This window comes from Staphylococcus simiae, from assembly GCF_017357005.1.
In the GTDB taxonomy this organism is placed as follows: Bacteria; Bacillota; Bacilli; order Staphylococcales; family Staphylococcaceae; genus Staphylococcus; species Staphylococcus simiae_A.
In genome coordinates, this window is the sequence record NZ_CP071589.1 from 1,588,981 (window position 1) to 1,606,019 (window position 17,039).

At 31.6% G+C, this 17,039-nt stretch carries 11 protein-coding genes; 3 read left to right on the top strand and 8 right to left on the bottom strand.

Annotation, left to right across the window (positions count from 1 at the left end; genetic code table 11):
* Window positions 1–47: 47 nt before the first annotated feature.
* Complete coding sequence (locus J3R86_RS07105) at window positions 48–953, top strand: transglycosylase domain-containing protein (RefSeq protein ID WP_207516701.1); 906 nt, start codon at window positions 48–50, stop codon at window positions 951–953.
* 340 nt (window positions 954–1,293) lie between these two features.
* On the opposite strand, the gene J3R86_RS07110 is transcribed toward J3R86_RS07105, so the two are convergent.
* Window positions 1,294–2,961: a formate--tetrahydrofolate ligase gene (locus J3R86_RS07110; RefSeq protein WP_207516702.1), complete on the bottom strand. Its 1,668-nt coding sequence runs from the start codon at window positions 2,959–2,961 to the stop codon at window positions 1,294–1,296.
* A 275-nt stretch (window positions 2,962–3,236) separates the two neighbouring features.
* Window positions 3,237–4,943 (bottom strand): acetate--CoA ligase, encoded by a 1,707-nt coding sequence (acsA, locus tag J3R86_RS07115; protein ID WP_207516703.1) that lies wholly within the window; start codon window positions 4,941–4,943, stop codon window positions 3,237–3,239.
* Window positions 4,944–5,113: 170 nt separating this feature from the next.
* On the opposite strand from acsA, the gene J3R86_RS07120 reads away from it, so the two are divergent.
* Both J3R86_RS07120 and J3R86_RS07125 read left to right on the top strand, forming a co-directional pair.
* The gene (locus J3R86_RS07120) at window positions 5,114–5,746 is read left to right on the top strand and encodes an N-acetyltransferase (RefSeq protein ID WP_207516704.1); all 633 of its coding nucleotides are present in this window, start codon (window positions 5,114–5,116) and stop codon (window positions 5,744–5,746) included.
* A 28-nt stretch (window positions 5,747–5,774) separates the two neighbouring features.
* On the top strand, window positions 5,775–6,947 hold the full coding sequence (locus J3R86_RS07125) for an acetoin utilization protein AcuC (protein WP_207516705.1): 1,173 nt from the start codon (window positions 5,775–5,777) through the stop codon (window positions 6,945–6,947).
* A 190-nt stretch (window positions 6,948–7,137) separates the two neighbouring features.
* Here the strand turns inward: J3R86_RS07125 and ccpA are convergent, their stop codons facing one another.
* The 6 genes from ccpA to J3R86_RS07155 form a co-directional block, all read right to left on the bottom strand.
* Window positions 7,138–8,127, bottom strand: a complete 990-nt coding sequence (gene ccpA, locus J3R86_RS07130) for a catabolite control protein A (protein WP_207516706.1) — start codon at window positions 8,125–8,127, stop codon at window positions 7,138–7,140.
* Between the two features lie 613 nt (window positions 8,128–8,740).
* The gene (locus tag J3R86_RS07135; protein ID WP_207516707.1) at window positions 8,741–9,829 is read right to left on the bottom strand and encodes a bifunctional 3-deoxy-7-phosphoheptulonate synthase/chorismate mutase; all 1,089 of its coding nucleotides are present in this window, start codon (window positions 9,827–9,829) and stop codon (window positions 8,741–8,743) included.
* A 530-nt stretch (window positions 9,830–10,359) separates the two neighbouring features.
* Window positions 10,360–11,346: a hypothetical protein gene (locus tag J3R86_RS07140; protein WP_207516708.1), complete on the bottom strand. Its 987-nt coding sequence runs from the start codon at window positions 11,344–11,346 to the stop codon at window positions 10,360–10,362.
* A gap of 72 nt (window positions 11,347–11,418) precedes the next feature.
* Window positions 11,419–11,910: a DUF948 domain-containing protein gene (locus J3R86_RS07145; protein ID WP_207516709.1), complete on the bottom strand. Its 492-nt coding sequence runs from the start codon at window positions 11,908–11,910 to the stop codon at window positions 11,419–11,421.
* Window positions 11,911–11,984: 74 nt separating this feature from the next.
* On the bottom strand, window positions 11,985–13,298 hold the full coding sequence (murC, locus tag J3R86_RS07150; protein ID WP_207516710.1) for a UDP-N-acetylmuramate--L-alanine ligase: 1,314 nt from the start codon (window positions 13,296–13,298) through the stop codon (window positions 11,985–11,987).
* A gap of 22 nt (window positions 13,299–13,320) precedes the next feature.
* Window positions 13,321–17,019, bottom strand: coding sequence for a DNA translocase FtsK (locus J3R86_RS07155; RefSeq protein WP_207516711.1), 3,699 nt, complete (start codon window positions 17,017–17,019; stop codon window positions 13,321–13,323).
* Between the last annotated feature and the right edge of the window lie 20 nt (window positions 17,020–17,039).

Sequence of the window (17,039 nt, forward strand, 5' to 3'; positions counted from 1 at the left end):
TCAACTTGTCTGATATGGTATACTATACCTAATTTAGGAGGTTAAAGATGGTAAATTCAGATAACAATCAACAAATGGATCATCGTTTATATCGCTTTGAAAAAATATATAAGTCAATTAAACATACTTTGGTTGTATTTGGTATGGTCTTAATCGCATTGATATCTATTTTGTTGATTATCATGTCTATTTATTTTCATCATTTAACTAAAATGTCTGATTCATTGTCAGACCAATCTCTCATTAAACAAGTTACCCATTTACCAGGTGATGAAATGTTAGATCATAACAATAAAAATATTTTATATGAATACAATCATTCGCAAAACTCATTAATCATTGGCCCTAAAACTTTAAATCATAGTGCTATAAAAGCATTAACTTCATCAGAAGATACTTTATTTTATAAACATGATGGTATTTTACCTAAAGCTATTTTTAGAGCAATGTTTCAAGATATATTGAATAGTCATCAAAGTTCTGGTGGTAGTACGATTACGCAACAACTCGTAAAAAATCAAGTATTATCAAATGAAAAAACATATAGTAGAAAAGCGAATGAACTTAGATTAGCCATTCGTTTAGAACATTTAATGTCTAAAGATGAAATTATTTATACTTATTTAAATATTGTGCCTTTTGGAAGAGATTATAACGGTAACAACATTTCAGGAATAGCTTCAGCATCTTATAGTTTGTTTGGTATACCACCTCAAAATTTAAATATTGCACAATCTGCATACTTAATTGGATTATTACAAAGTCCTTATGGTTACACACCATACAACGAAGATGGTAGCTTAAAAGCAAACGATGACATTCAACATAGTATTCATCGCCAGCATTATGTATTGAAAAGGATGTTAGTTGAGCAACAAATTTCACAAAACGAATATAAAAGTGCATTAAAGTATGACATAAAGAAACATTTATTAAGTAAACCAACTAAATAATTATTATGTTAGTTAACTTTGTATTTATGTAAATTAATCATTTTAATTTATATAAATGTATATAGTGATATGAAAGTCACCACTTAAACTGCAGTTAAACCTCTTTTCCACATTAAATATCACTATAAAAAGTAAGGGTGGGACAGAAATAAATTTTATATAAAATTTATTTCGTCATCCCACCCCAGCAAGACTGACTAGCCTTATAAAACTTTGACTTACCTATATTTTTCAACACAGACAGTTACTGCCAAATGCTTGAATTTAAGTGTGACATATCTTTGTCCCAGCTTCACTATATTTATAACTCAATTAAATTTCAATATATTCTAATATTTTATTAGAATAAACCGATTGCATGACCATCATCAGTAACATCCATATTTAAAGCTGCTGGTTTTTTCGGTAATCCCGGCATTGTCATAATTGCACCTGTTAATGCAACAATAAACCCTGCACCTGTTTTAGCTTCAAGTTCGCGGATTGTGATTTCAAAATCACTTGGTGCACCGAGTAATGTTTGATCATCTGAGAAGGAATATTGTGTTTTAGCCATACATATTGGGTAATTATCCCAACCATTATCTTTAAATTGTTTTAATTGCTTTTGCGCTTTACTACTGAATGTAACTTTAGAACCACCATAAATTTCTTTCACAATGGTTTCTATTTTTTGTTCTAACGGTAGTTCTAAATCGTATAGTGGTTTAAATGAATTAGGTTGAGCTATTACTTCTAACACTTCTTTAGCTAAATCAACACCACCTTTACCACCTTTTTCCCATACTTCAGTTAAAGCAATACGTACATTGTTTTCTTTAGCCCACTGTTTTACATATTCTACTTCCGCATCAGTATCATGAATAAAAGCATTAATTGCAACGATAGGTTCTACACCGAACTTTTTAATATTTTTTACATGGCGTTCTAAATTTACAATACCAGCTTTAACGGCATCAACATTTTCTTCTTTAAGATTATCTTTAGCAACGCCACCATGCATTTTCAAAGCACGAATCGTAGCTACTACTACGACAGCAGAAGGATCAAATCCCGCTTCTCTTGCTTTAATGTCCATAAATTTTTCTGCCCCTAAGTCAGAACCAAAACCTGCTTCTGTGACAACTATATCCGCTAACTCACGTGCTGTTTCAGTAGCTAAAATAGAGTTACAACCATGTGCAATATTAGCAAATGGACCACCATGTACTAATGCAGGTGTGCCTTCAATTGATTGAACTAAGTTAGGTTTAATGGCATCTTTGAGAATCATTGCCAAAGCACCTTGTACTTTTAAATCTGCAACTGTCACAGGTTTACGATCTCTAGTATAACCAATGGTAATACGACTTATTTTATCTTTAAGATCATTAATATTACGACTTAAACATAAAATAGCCATGATTTCTGAAGCCACTGTAATATTAAAGCCATCTTCACGAGGAACACCATTTGTTGGTCCACCTAAACCAACATTAACATGACGTAAAGCACGATCGTTCATATCAAGAACACGTTTCCATTCAATTCGACGTTGGTCAATTCCTAATTCATTACCTTGATGAATATGATTATCTATAAATGCTGATAAAGCATTATTGGCTGTTGTAATCGCATGAAAATCTCCATTAAAGTGCAAATTGATATCTTCCATAGGTAACACTTGCGCATAACCACCACCAGTTGCGCCACCTTTAATACCAAATGTAGGTCCTAATGCTGGTTCACGTAAAGCTACCATGACACTTTCACCTAATTCATGAAAGGCATCTGCTAAACCGACTGTTACTGTTGATTTCCCTTCTCCTGCAGGTGTTGGACTCATAGCAGTAACTAAGACAACTTTCCCTTTTTTATCTTTTTTGTTGATTTTATTAATATCTATTTTGGCTTTGTAGTGTCCGTATGGTTCCAATGCATCTTCTGAAATACCAACTGTTGCTGCAATATCCTTGATTGGTTGTAATGTAGCTTGATTTGCAATTTCTAAATCTGATAAGTGAGTCAACGTTATTCGCCCCTTTTTGTTTATTAAAATTACTGCACATCAAATATGTAAGTTGAAACTAAGAAAACTTACCTTACATTCATATAATAACGAACTGTTATCCACTTGTCGACTAAATAGAGTTAGCGCTTTCATTTTCTAAATATTTATTTTTATTAACTATTTTTATATCAAATAGATATTAAAGTTAAATTTTTTTATTATACAATGATAAAAGCAGAAACCGACATACGATTTCTGCTTTCCTAGTTATCAATTATTGTACCTAATTGATATTATTCCATGGTACTTAAATCACCTGCATCTAAATCTAATTCCCAAGCTTTTAACACGCGTCTCATAATTTTACCTGAACGTGTTTTTGGTAATTTATCTTTAAATTCAATTTCTCTTGGTGCTGCATGAGCAGATAAACCTTCTTTAACAAACTTTCTAATATCTTCTTTCAATTCATCAGTTGGCTCATAGCCTTGCCTTAAAGCAACAAAAGCTTTAATAATTTCGCCTCTTACCGGATCTGGTTTACCGATAATACCCGCTTCAGCAACAGCTTCATGCTCTACTAATTTCGACTCTACCTCAAATGGACCAACGCGTTCACCTGCTGTCATAATGACATCATCTACTCGCCCTTGGAACCAATAGTAGCCATCTTCATCTTTATAAGCAGAATCACCAGACACATACCAATCACCAATGAAATAAGACTGATATTTGTCAGGATTATTCCAAATTTCATACATCATTGATGGCCATCCTTTTTTAATAGCTAAATTACCCATACGATTTGCTGGTAACTCATTACCTTCATCATCAACAATAGCTGCTTCAATCCCTGGTAATGGTTTCCCCATTGATCCTAATTTAACATCCATTGCAGGGTAATTCACAATCATATGACCCCCAGTTTCAGTCATCCACCAAGTATCTAATACAGTTAAACCGTACACTTGTTTAGCCCATTTAATTACTTCAGGATTGAGTGGCTCACCTACAGATAAAATTGAGCGTAATGAAGATAAATCATATTTTCCAACTATATCATCTCCAGCACTCATTAACATGCGTAAAGCAGTTGGAGCTGTATACCAAATCGTGACATCAAATGTTTCAATCATACTATACCATTGTTCCGGCGAAAATCTTCCACCTGCAATACAATTTGTGACACCATTTAACCAAGGTGCAAAAATACCATATGACGTTCCAGTAACCCAACCTGGGTCTGCAGTACACCAGTATATATCATCTTCTGTTAAATCAAGAACATATTTACCTGAAATATAATGAACTAGCATTGCTTGTTGAATATGAAGCACGCCTTTAGGTTGTCCAGTCGATCCAGAAGTATAATGTAAAATAAGACCATCATCTGGTTTCAACCATTCGATATCAAAGTCTTCACTAGCTTCTTGCAATAATGCATTAAAATCAACAAATTCTTCATCAACCTCATCATCTACAATTACAATTTTTTCAAGATGTGGTAATTTATTCACTGGAACACGTGGTAATAATGCTTTATTTGTAATTAATACTTTAGCTTCACTATTTTGTAAGCGATCTGAAACTGCTTTTTCCATAAATGCTTCAAATAGAGGTCCGACAATTGCACCAATTTTCAAGACACCCATTAATGCAAAATATAGTTCAGGTGTTCTGGACATAAAAATAAATACGCGATCCCCTTTTCGTACATGCGCTTCATTTTTCAAAATATTTGCTGCTTTATTAGAATATTTTTGCATATCACGATAAGTATATGATTCTTGACGCTGTTCATCTTTATAGTTAAGCGCAATTTTATCTCCTAAACCATTATCAACATGACGATCAATACATTCATATGCCATATTCATTTTTCCAGAATCATACCAAGAAAATTCTTTTTCTACATCTTTCCAATTAAAGTTATCGTATGTAGTGTCATAATCCGTTAAATTATAATCCCCTTGTTGACTTTTATATACTTCAACTTTCATATGAAACTCCCCCTTTGAATTGTATGAAATCGCTTTCTTTTTTCTTATTATACATATAATTTCAAATTATTCAAAATTTTTACAATTATCATTATTTGTATATTCATAAATGTAATTTTTCTATATAATGTAATTAATACATTTATTGCGTCATCTAAGGAGCTGAAGATATGAATCATGTTAAGACGTATAAAAGAGAAATTTATAACGTTAATGATCAACAATTTATTATTGAGGGGCCAGTTTCTAACTCTTATTTAAAATCATTCAATTTTGATACTAATTTGACTGCCTTCAGAAACGCAAATGATCAATTTGAAGCCCTATTAGACATCACTACTTTGGACGAAGGTCGAATCTATATTATTCATATTGATAACTTAATTATTGGCTATGTAACATATCATTACCCTGATGACATTGAACGATGGTCAACGGGCCACCTTCCTTACTTAATCGAACTAGGTGCTATTGAAGTGAGTATTAATTTTAGACAACGACAGCTTGCTGAAAAATTAATCATGCTTAGTTTATCTGCACCAGAATATGAAGATTATATCGTCATAACAACGGAATACTATTGGCATTGGGATTTAAAAAATTCTAACCTAGACGTATTCGAATATAAAAAAATTATGCAACGTTTAATGGCGACAGGCGGTTTAGAAATATTTGCTACTGACGATCCAGAAATTACTAGTCATCCAGCAAATTGTTTAATGGCAAGAATTGGACGAAATATTACACTAGAGCAACAACAAGCGTTTGATGATATACGCTATATGAATAGATTCTTCTTTTGATGACTAGTGAGAAAATTAAGGTGATGACATGACAAATACTACACATTTAACAACTGGTTATGTTTATTCTGATAAGTTATTAAATTATCGTTTCCATGATAAGCATCCATTTAATCAGATGAGATTAAAATTAACTACTGAATTATTATTGGATACGGGTCTTTTATTACCCGAACAAATTATTAAACCTAGATTGGCAACCGATGATGAATTACTACTTGTTCATCAATTTGACTATATTCAAGCAATTAAGCATGCATCTCATGGAATTATTAGTGACGAAGAGGCTGAAAAATATGGTTTAAATCAAGAGGATAATAGTCAATTTAGACATATGCATCAACATAGTGCCAGAATTGTTGGTGGCGCGTTAACACTAGCTGATAAAATAATGGCTGGTGAACTAAATAATGGCTGTCATCTTGGTGGTGGCCTACATCATGCTCAACCTGGACGTGCTAGTGGTTTTTGCATTTATAACGACATTGCCGTAACTGCGCAATACTTGGTCACTAACTATCAACAACGTGTACTTGTTATTGATACAGATGCTCATCATGGTGACGGTACACAGTGGAGCTTTTATACTGATGAACATGTCTTCACTTATTCTATACATGAAACTGGTAAATTTTTATTCCCTGGTTCTGGTCATTATACTGAACGTGGTGAAAATATTGGATACGGACACACTGTTAATGTACCACTGGAACCATTTACCGAAGATGAATCATTTATAAATACGTTTAATAAAACAGTTGAACCAGTGGTCAAAGCATTTAAACCAGATATTATTTTAAGTGTTAACGGTGTAGATATTCATTATCGAGATCCACTAACTCATATGAATTGTACGCTACAATCTCTCTATCAAATTCCATATATTGTTAAATCTTTAGCTGATACCTATACAAATGGAAAGTTAATGATGTTTGGTGGAGGTGGTTATAATATTTGGCGCGTTGTACCTAGAGCATGGAGTCATGTTTACTTTAGTTTAATCGACCAACCGATTCAAAGTGGTTATTTACCTTTACATTGGGTTAATAAATGGAAAAATTATGCACCAGTTCAGTTACCCAAACGCTGGGAAGACAAACTAAATGATTATACTTATGTAGCGAGAACTAAAGAAATAACTGCTAAAAATTATAAACTAGCGCAGTTAATTACTAGCTGGCATGATGATAGTGAAACATAATTACCTCTTGTAACGTCTCAAAGTAACTAATTAAACTTACGAGTCACTTACATTGCATAATAAACAACAAAATGGACTTATGCTCGTTATCAAAAAACGTGTCATAAGTCCATTTTTGTTATGCAGAAAAACTATATTTTTGAAAATACACTTCGTCTACTTCATCAAAGATTCAAAGTAAGATTGATCTTTATTTAGTAGTGCCTCTATACTCAATTCTATGCGGAAGAATAACATTCGGCTCTTCAATTGGTTCTTCACTCATATATTTAGTCAATAAACGCATACCTACTGCACCTATATCATAAAGAGGTTGAATTACACTTGATAATTGTGGTCTAACCATTTCAACTAAGCGTGTATTATTAAAACTAATAATTTGTAGCTGTTCTGGTACTTTAATGCCAGCATCCATAGCACTGTGCATAATTCCAATCGCTTCTTCATCACTAATACATAATACTGCATCAGGTAAGTTATCTTTCATCATTTCGAAAGCTTTAACACCTTCTTTGTAACTTTCAGCACCAGTTGCATTAAGTGCATCATCTAATTCTAAATTATGTTTATCAAGTACTGTTGTTAATCCACTTAAAACATCTTCTTGAGCTTTTCTAGAATAATCTCCACCTACAAGTGCAAATGATTTAGCCCCGCTTTCGATAAGATGTTGTGTGATTTCTTCTGCAGCTGCTGTAAAATCAATATTAACAGAAGCAATATCTACATCTTTACCGTTTGTACCCGATACAACGACTGGAACAGAAGATTGATTAATCATTTCTTTCATTTCATCAGAAATTGTGCCACCTAAGAAAATAATACCATCAACTTGCTTACTTAATAAGTTATTAAAAATTTCTTTTTCTTTATTTGGATCATTATCTGAATTTGAAATGATTGAATGATATTTATACATTGTTGCTATATCCTCAAGTCCTCTAGCTAATTGAGAATAATAAATATTTGAAATATCTGGGATAATTACACCAACTGTTGTTGTTTTTTTACTAGCCAAGCCACGTGCCACCGCATTGGGACGATAATTCAAACGCTTGATTACTTCATTCACTTTATTTTTTGTTTCAGCTTTAACATTTTGGTTACCATTTACAACGCGTGATACTGTAGCCATTGAGACTCTTGCTTCTCTTGCTACATCATATATAGTTACTGTCATTATTGTCCTCCTTGTAAACGCTTTATTTATTATAATAACATGTTTTCATATCATTTTCATAGTTTACCACAATTTATAAATCTCTAAAATTAATTTGTTTGGGATTTTGACTACTTGTCATTAATAAATGATAGCGTTTATTTTGTATTAGTTTGTTATTAAAGTTTTATACATATTAATTTTATAATTTTCAGAAAGCCTTTTCAATTAACTTTTGGTTGTGTTGAAAAATAGCCACAAATTTACATTTACATTCTTATTGATCTAGGTAGCTTAGCAACTGGGACTGTTAGTTTTAAGCAAGTTGTAATCTTTAATAGCTATGCCCAACCTTGCCCGTCTGGCACATTTAGAGCTAGTTAGATTTACAATCTTTACTAGCTCTTGCCCAACCTGCATTGCATGAAAAACTGGCTGACCAGTTTTTTCATGCAATGTAAGTTGGGCATAGCAAGGCTTAAAAAAATAATTATGTATCAGTCCAATTTAGGAAAGAACCTAAAAAAAAATGACTTTAATTTAATAATTAAAAACACAATAAACGACAATTCCTATTATTTTTAATAAGAATTGTCGTTATTAAGTTCTTTGTAACTGTAGCTAATAAAATTAATTACAATTTGTTTTGATTATATAAATCTGCTAATGGTTTAATTTCATCATAGAATGCTTGGAATTCATTTAAATCCATTTGTTGTCCTGCATCACTTAATGCAACAGATGGGTCTGGATGTACTTCTGCCATAACACCATCTGCACCAACAGCTAAAGCTGCTTTGGCTGTTGGTAACATGATATCTTTACGTCCTGTACTATGAGTTACATCTACCATTACTGGTAAGTGTGTACCTTGTTTCAAAATAGGTACAGCAGAAATATCTAAAGTATTACGTGTTGCTTTTTCATGTGTACGGATACCACGTTCACATAAAATAATATTTTGATTTCCTTGAGCTGCAATATATTCAGCAGCATAGACAAACTCTTCAATAGTTGCAGATAGTCCTCTTTTCAATAAAATTGGTTTGTTTGTTCTTCCAGCTTCTTTTAATAATTCAAAGTTTTGCATATTACGTGCACCAATTTGGAATACATCTAAATACTCGTCTGCAACTTCAAAGTCATTAGGATTAACAATTTCACTGACTACATTTAAATTATATTTATCTTTAACATTTTTTAAGATTTTAAGACCTTCTACACCTAAACCTTGGAAATCATATGGTGACGTACGTGGTTTAAATGCACCACCTCTAATGAACTTTTCACCTTTTGCTTGTAAATTTGCAGCCACGGCATCAACTTGTTCTTGAGATTCTACAGAACATGGGCCAAAGACAAATGATTTATTCCCATCACCAATAATACCACCATTATCAAATTTAACAATTGTATCTTCTGGTTTTAATTTACGAGATACATATAAATGCTTTTCGTTCTCAGATTTTTGTAAATCTGTAGAGGCTTTAAATATTTCTTTAAATAATTGCTTAATTGTATTGTCATTAAATGGACCTTGATTTTTATCAATCAAATCATTTAACATTTCTTTTTCACGTTGTGGGTCATAAATACGTGTACCTTGTTTCAATTTTTCTTCGCCAATTTTTTGAGCTAATTCACCACGTTTAGATAATAAGTCTAAAATTTGATGATTTAGCTTAACGACTTCATCTCTGTAACCTTCTAATTTACTAGTCATCCTACTCACCTCTACGAATTATTACTGTTAATTGCACTTTAAAGCGATAAAATAATATGTTAAAAAATATTCTAACAATTCTATTACTATTGTTCAACCCCGAATTGACAGAAAATAAAAAATCTTCGTACTACTATATTATTTATAACATCAGCAAACAATTATACACTATGTATTATTAGTCAATTAGTAAACCGTATTATATTAATTATAAAGATAAGTGAAAAAATATCTAAGCTCTGGGACAAATAACATTCTATACTTAATATAATGTTATTTGTCGTAATTATTTGCATTATTAAATGTTGCTAATTCAATAAATAATTGATAACTTTAATCAGCCTTGCTGGAATTATTTATTTAACAAATAATTAAATGATATGTCATAACTAAACATCGTTATAACTTCCTTTTTTCACTCTCTTAAAACAAGTTTAGTATAGAAATATCTAATTTAATAGATATTTCTATACTAAAATCTAACAATTCATATATTATATATTCACACTATTGTTCTTTAAAGACATTTATTAATCATTAAATGTACGTTTTTCTATTTTACTTTTAGCTGTTTCTACTTTAGTTGAGTCATCTTTGTTTTGTTTAGTTGATGATGTTGTTGTTTTGTTAGTTGTTTGTTTAGTTTTTTTAGGCTTTGCACTTGCTTTAGTTGTTTTTTCTGTTTCTGTTTTTTTAGAATTCGCTACTTTTGATGTTTTAGGTTTAGTATTTGTAGCCGTTTTTTTAGTTGTTGTTGACTTTTTAGTTGTTGATGTTTGCTTAGTCGTTGATTTCTTTTTAGTCGTATTTTGATTATTTGTTGGTGTTTTCTTTGTTGTAGTAGTATCAGTTGTTACTACACCTTTGTCGAATGTTGTTTCTTTTCGTTGTACTTTATTTTGCTTTTTCGATGATGTTGCTGTTTGATTACTTTTTTTTGAGGCATTTTTTTTAGTTACTAAATTTGGTACTTCTTTCATTTGTGACTTGGCAACCGGTTGTTCTTTTAATAGTTTGTCAGTTAATTGACTTTCTTTAGAACCTTTCGTCAATTTAGCACGTTTATTTTTGGCTGCGTTAGCTAATTTTTCAGCTGAAGAAAACTCAGTTATATGTTGTTCTTGCTTAATATGTTGCTTTTCTTGTGCTTTTTTTGAAGTATCGCTTAAGTTATTAGCTGTTGCTTCTTCTTCTTTGATTGCTCGTTGTTGTGCTGTCAATTCAGCTTGTTCATTTTGCTTTTTATGTAGTATATTTTCAAATTTATCTTTTACAGATTCTACATTACTTTCTAATTGTGTTTTTGTTTCTTTAACTTTTTTTGAAATTTCTTGTTCTTTTGCAATAAGTTCATCTGTTTTTTGATAAACTTTATTTTTATAATATAAACCTAATGCCGAACCTATAATTGCACCTGTTATAAAACTTACTACAAAATCTTTTCTATTTGGTAACTGTATATTTTGATAGCCATGTTTATTTTTTAACACTCTTTTATTGCACTTTTCTTCAGCCATAATATATCCTCCTACAACAAATGCACTTAAATAAGTAACATCCTTATTTAAGTGCATTTGTTTAATTATTAATTATTTATCTACACGAGTAGTGTAACTATGATCTGCATCACTAGCTACATTATTTGCTTTGTAGTTTGCACTTCCACGACGGTAGTGTCTATTTTGCCATTTGTCAGCAATTTCCATTGCTACATTTGACCATTGAACAACTTGTGATATTTTCTCTTCATTTTGTGAGATATTATGCGTAATTGAATTAGTTACACGATCAACAGAGTTGTTTAATGTTTGAACTGAATCACCGATACCTTTAACAGCATCTACAACTGAATTCAAACGATCAAGTTTACCTTGGATATCTTCAGTTAAACGATTGACTTTATGTAATAAGTCAGTAGTTTCACGAGTAATACCTTGTACTTGTCCTTCAACACCATCAAGTGTTTTTGCGACATAATCTAAGTTTTTCTTAACAGAAATCAATACAACTACGATACCGATACATAAAATTAAGAATGCTATCGCAGCGATAATTCCAGCAATTGGTAAAATCCAATCCATTAAAAACGCCTCCTAATTAACATATAATGAATGTCATTAATTATAAATACCCATGCAAATCTATTATAAACATATTAAAACTCATTTTTCATACCTATTTTATCTAAATATGCTTTTAGTAATTTCTGAATATCACCAGCACCCATAAATAAAATAACAGCATTATCAAATTGCTCTAATACATCAATAGAATTTTCATCAATTAATGAAGATCCGTCAATCTTATTAATTAAATCTTGTATTGTTAAATCACCTGTATTTTCTCTAATGGAACCAAAAATTTCACATAAAAAGACTTGATCTGCTTTACTTAAACTTGAAGCAAATTCATCTAAAAATGCTTGAGTTCTAGAAAATGTATGAGGTTGGAAAACAGCTACAACTTCTTTTTGTGGATATTTTTTTCTTGCGCTTTCTATTGTAGCACTAATTTCTCTAGGATGGTGTGCATAATCATCAACAATAACTTGATTTAATACTTTTGTTTCGTTAAAGCGACGTTTAACACCACCAAATGTTTCTAAAGCTTCTTTAATATTTTCAACATCTAATTTTTCAAGATAGCTTATAGCAATTACAGCTAAAGTATTTAAAATGGTATGATCTCCAAATTGTGGTGATAAGAAATGATTATAATATTCACCATTAATATACACATCAAACGACGTACCTTTTTCTGTGATTTCTATATTATCAGCATAAATATCATCAGATTTGTTAAACCCATAATAATATATTGGGACATCAGCTTCTATTTTACGTAAATAGTCATCATCACCCCAAGCAATAATGCCTTTTTTCACATTATGCGCCATTTCTTGGAAAGCTTCAAAAACATCGTCAATATCTTTGAAATAATCAGGATGATCAAAATCAATATTAGTCATAATCGCATAATCTGGTTTGTAACTTAGAAAATGTCTACGATATTCACATGCTTCAAATGCAAAATAGTCACTTTCAGGTAAGCCCATTCCAGTACCATCACCGATTAAAAATGATGTTTTTTTATCTCCATTCATAACATGAGAAAGCAGTCCTGTTGTAGATGTTTTACCATGAGCACCTGTTACTGCAACAGAAGTATATTGATCAATGATATGTCCTAAAAAGTCATTGTAGCTAATCACATCTAGTTTAAGTTGATGTGCACGCACTACTTCTTCATGATTGTTTGGAAATGCATTCCCTTGGATAACAACCATATCTTCTTTTATATTATCAGCATCAAATGGTAGTATTTTAATCCCTTTATTTTTAAGAGCTACTTCTGTAAAAACATAATTTTCAATGTCTGACCCCTGAACATCGTGGCCTAAATCATGCATAATTTGTGCTAATGAACTCATGCCAGAACCTTTAATTCCGACAAAATGATAGTGTGTCATTATATAAAACTCCTTACTAAAATTATTCGTTATTTAAATCTGCTTCTGTAATATAAACATCTCTAGGTTTTGATCCATTAGCGCCTGAAACGTAACCAAGCTGTTCTAGTTGGTCTATGATTCTTGCTGCTCTGTTATAGCCTATTTGGAAATGTCTTTGAATTAACGATGTTGAAATATGTCCTTCTCTAACTATAAACTCACAAACATCATCAAATAACTCATCTTGTGCTTGTGTTTCTGTTTTTTTCAATAATTCTTTTTCCTCAAATAAATAATCTGGTTCTCTTTGTTGTTTAATAAAGTCAACAACATCATCAATTTCGTCATCAGAAACAAAAGTTCCCTGAACTCTAATTGGTTTGTTCATACCGCTTCCAAGATATAACATATCGCCATATCCTAACAAGCGTTCTGCTCCGCCACTATCTAAAATAGTTCTTGAATCTACACTAGATGATACCATAAATGCAATTCTAGTAGGAATATTGGCTTTTATCAATCCAGTAATTACATTTACAGATGGTCTTTGTGTTGCAACTAACATATGAATACCACAAGCACGTGCTTTTTGAGCAATTCTTGCAATAGATTGTTCAACTTCTTGTGGTGCCATCATCATTAAATCAGCTAACTCATCAATAACTATAACAATTTTTGGCATTCTTTCATCATAAGGTGCTTTCTTATTAAAGGCAGTGATGTTTCTTACATGATAATGTGCAAATAATTTATAACGTCTTTCCATTTCTTCAACTGCCCATTTCAAACTTTGAGTTGCCGCTTTGACATCAGTTATAACTGGAGACACCAAATGAGGTAAGCCATTATAAGGAGCCAATTCTACCATTTTAGGATCAATCAGTAATAAACGTAATTCTTCAGGATGATTTTTATATAATAATGACATCAAAATACTATTTATGCACACAGATTTACCTGAGCCAGTCGCACCAGCAATGAGCGCATGTGGTGTTTTAGCAATATCCATTAACAATGGTTCATTATTAATTCTATAGCCCATTGCAACTGTCAATTTAGACTCTGCATTTTTAAAACTAGCTGTTTCAATAATTGATCGTAAATTGACTTTAGTTGGATTTTGGTTTGGAACTTCTATACCTACTCTACTTGTACCTGGAATTGGTGCTTCAATACGTATATCTTTAGCAGCTAATGCCATTTTTATATCATCTTGCAATGCTGTAATTCTAGATACTTTCACACCTTTTTCAACTGATAATTCGAAACGTGTTACACTTGGACCTTCAGTCACATCTTGTACTTCTGCAGGAACATTAAAATAGTATAAGGCATCGTTTAACTCTTGTTTCTTTTCATCTATCCATGTTTCATTAGGTTCTAACACTTTTGGTTCTTCTAATAAATCTACACTTGGTAATTTTATATTAGGACCTTTACGAATTGTCACTTTGTTATCACTGTTATTTGTTTGTTGTGCTGTATTTTGTTGTGATATTGACTGAGTATTAGTATTATTTACTGTCACGTTATTAGTAATATCACTTACTGCTTTACTATTGTCATCATGTGTTGATGTTGGTTTATGACTCTCATCATTCATATTATCATCATTAGTATGTTGTGTATTAGTAACATTTTCTTGCTGTTGTTCTGCATCCTGTTGTAGACTTGCTGACTCTATTTCAGACTGTTCATGTATGTTATTTTTTTCTAACTCATCGCTTGAATTAGATATAATATCAACTGAAGATTCACTACTATTATTGTCATTAGTCGTTGTTGTCATATTACTGTCACTTTGATGTTCATCCGTTGATATATTAGCTGACTGTTTATTATTAGAGCGTTGTACCGGCTTTAGTTCTGGTACTCTAACTTGGCTATGTTTCTTTTTATCCATCATCCGTTTTTTGTCTGATGGCGTCATGACAACATTGAAAGGTCGTTTAGTAGTAATGTCTGTTGTTTTTTTAGCATCCTGACTTGTGTTTTCTACCTTTTGAGATTGTTGTTCTTCGTTTAGTTGACCACTTGTTGCTCGAGATTCACTACTATCAGATAACATACTTTGTTGCTTATTTTTAAATTCAGAAGTCGTGTCTGTCGCAGTATTATTTTTGTCATTGACCTCATTTGAAGCTGATTGTTTATGACGTTTTGCGAATTCAATTTCATTATCAATCGTTTTATCAATATTATTAATATTGTGGTGATTGTTTGGTTGTTTCGTTGAATTTTCATCTTGTTCATCTTTGCTATTGCTTTCAATTGGGTTAGCAGTATTACTATCTTGATCATGTTGTGTCTCTGTTAGCTGTTCGCCATCAAGCTGTTGATGATTTAATTCATAATAATCTGCATCATCGACATCTTCAGTGTCATGATGTTCATTGTCGTCTTTAGCTTTAGAATCATTTTTAGATGTAGTTAAAATTTCACTATGCTTATTAACATCTTTACCTTGTTGTTCAGTATTCACTTTAGACGTTTCATCAATATCTTTGACAGTCACATCTTCATCATTAAGTTGCTGTTTATTATTAAGATGTACGTCAGTTAATGAAACTTCTTCATAATCATAGTTTGGATTTTCATCTAATTGTTCATCATTATGTTCTTTATTGTTATTTGTATCTAATGCTGTTGCTTCATCTGAAGAAGGTTGATTATCATCATCATCGATAGAAGCATCGGCATCTAAAGAACTTTCTCCAATATATTGTTCTGCTTGTCTTGCATACATCTCATCAATAGCTTTTTGGATGCTATCTTGTTCATCTTCGCTATGCTGCTCTCTTTTTTGTTGTAATGCCTTTTTGAAACGACGCTTTTGTAAAATTTTTCGTTCTCTTTCGCGTCTAATTTCTTCTACTATTTGTGATGCATAAATATTTTCAATATTAATTGTGTTATCAACTTTTGAATAATTAGGCGTCTCTTTAATCGAAGTTTCTTTTTTTGGTTGCTTAATGTCAACTTTAGATTTAACAGCATCGTTACCCAGACTACTATCACTACTTTGTTGGGATGATTCAGTTGTCTTTTGTGCTGATATACTTTGTACTGCTTTATCCTCTAGATTTACTGATTCATTACTATTGTCTTGATTTTTTGTTGTAGGAATTCGGCCATTCTCTAATTTTTTAGGTTTCATTGTTCCAAAAATAGCTGATGGCACTTCTGATGTTCTAAAACTTTCTTTATGATAATTACCAACAGTTGAATCATTCACTTTAGTAGTCGCTTTAGAGTTACTTTGCTTTTTATTTTCAGATGTTACACCATCGATAGCTGAAATGTATGTACCAATTTTATTGACAAAATAATAGTCATTATCATGATTTTTTGAATGTTGTTTACTAGTAGACTGTGAATTAGATCTGCTTCTATTAACTTCTTTGTTACTATCTTCTCTATCTTCTCTTAACTGACTTCTTCTTCGACGATGTCTTTTATGATTTTGTGCTACGTCGTTATAGAGTTGGTTGTCCTTTCGATAATCAGATATACCTTCAGAAATAGTAGTTTCATCATTGTCTTGTTGTTCAAAGTTTGAGTTAACATTCATAGGGAATCTAAACTTCCCTCTTGGACGATTATATATATCGTTATTTTGAGGAAGTAATGAGTCATGATGATTGTCTTTTTGAAGAGATGATTGTCTTTTCTTTTTTCTATGGATTAGATCATCACTTGAATCATTATCTTCACCGAATAACTTATCAAACCAACTCATATTTCCACTACCTTCCTAAT

Excerpts from the sequence above, each read along its gene's own strand:
- acsA (WP_207516703.1), bottom strand. The coding sequence starts at position 4,943 with ATGAAAGTTGAAGTATATAAAAGTCAACAAGGGGATTATAATTTAACG.
- ccpA (WP_207516706.1), bottom strand. The coding sequence starts at position 8,127 with ATGACAGTAACTATATATGATGTAGCAAGAGAAGCAAGAGTCTCAATG.
- J3R86_RS07140 (WP_207516708.1), bottom strand. The coding sequence starts at position 11,346 with ATGGCTGAAGAAAAGTGCAATAAAAGAGTGTTAAAAAATAAACATGGC.
- J3R86_RS07105 (WP_207516701.1), top strand. The coding sequence starts at position 48 with ATGGTAAATTCAGATAACAATCAACAAATGGATCATCGTTTATATCGC.
- J3R86_RS07135 (WP_207516707.1), bottom strand. The coding sequence starts at position 9,829 with ATGACTAGTAAATTAGAAGGTTACAGAGATGAAGTCGTTAAGCTAAAT.
- J3R86_RS07125 (WP_207516705.1), top strand. The coding sequence starts at position 5,775 with ATGACAAATACTACACATTTAACAACTGGTTATGTTTATTCTGATAAG.
- J3R86_RS07145 (WP_207516709.1), bottom strand. The coding sequence starts at position 11,910 with ATGGATTGGATTTTACCAATTGCTGGAATTATCGCTGCGATAGCATTC.
- J3R86_RS07155 (WP_207516711.1), bottom strand. The coding sequence starts at position 17,019 with ATGAGTTGGTTTGATAAGTTATTCGGTGAAGATAATGATTCAAGTGAT.
- murC (WP_207516710.1), bottom strand. The coding sequence starts at position 13,298 with ATGACACACTATCATTTTGTCGGAATTAAAGGTTCTGGCATGAGTTCA.
- J3R86_RS07120 (WP_207516704.1), top strand. The coding sequence starts at position 5,114 with ATGAATCATGTTAAGACGTATAAAAGAGAAATTTATAACGTTAATGAT.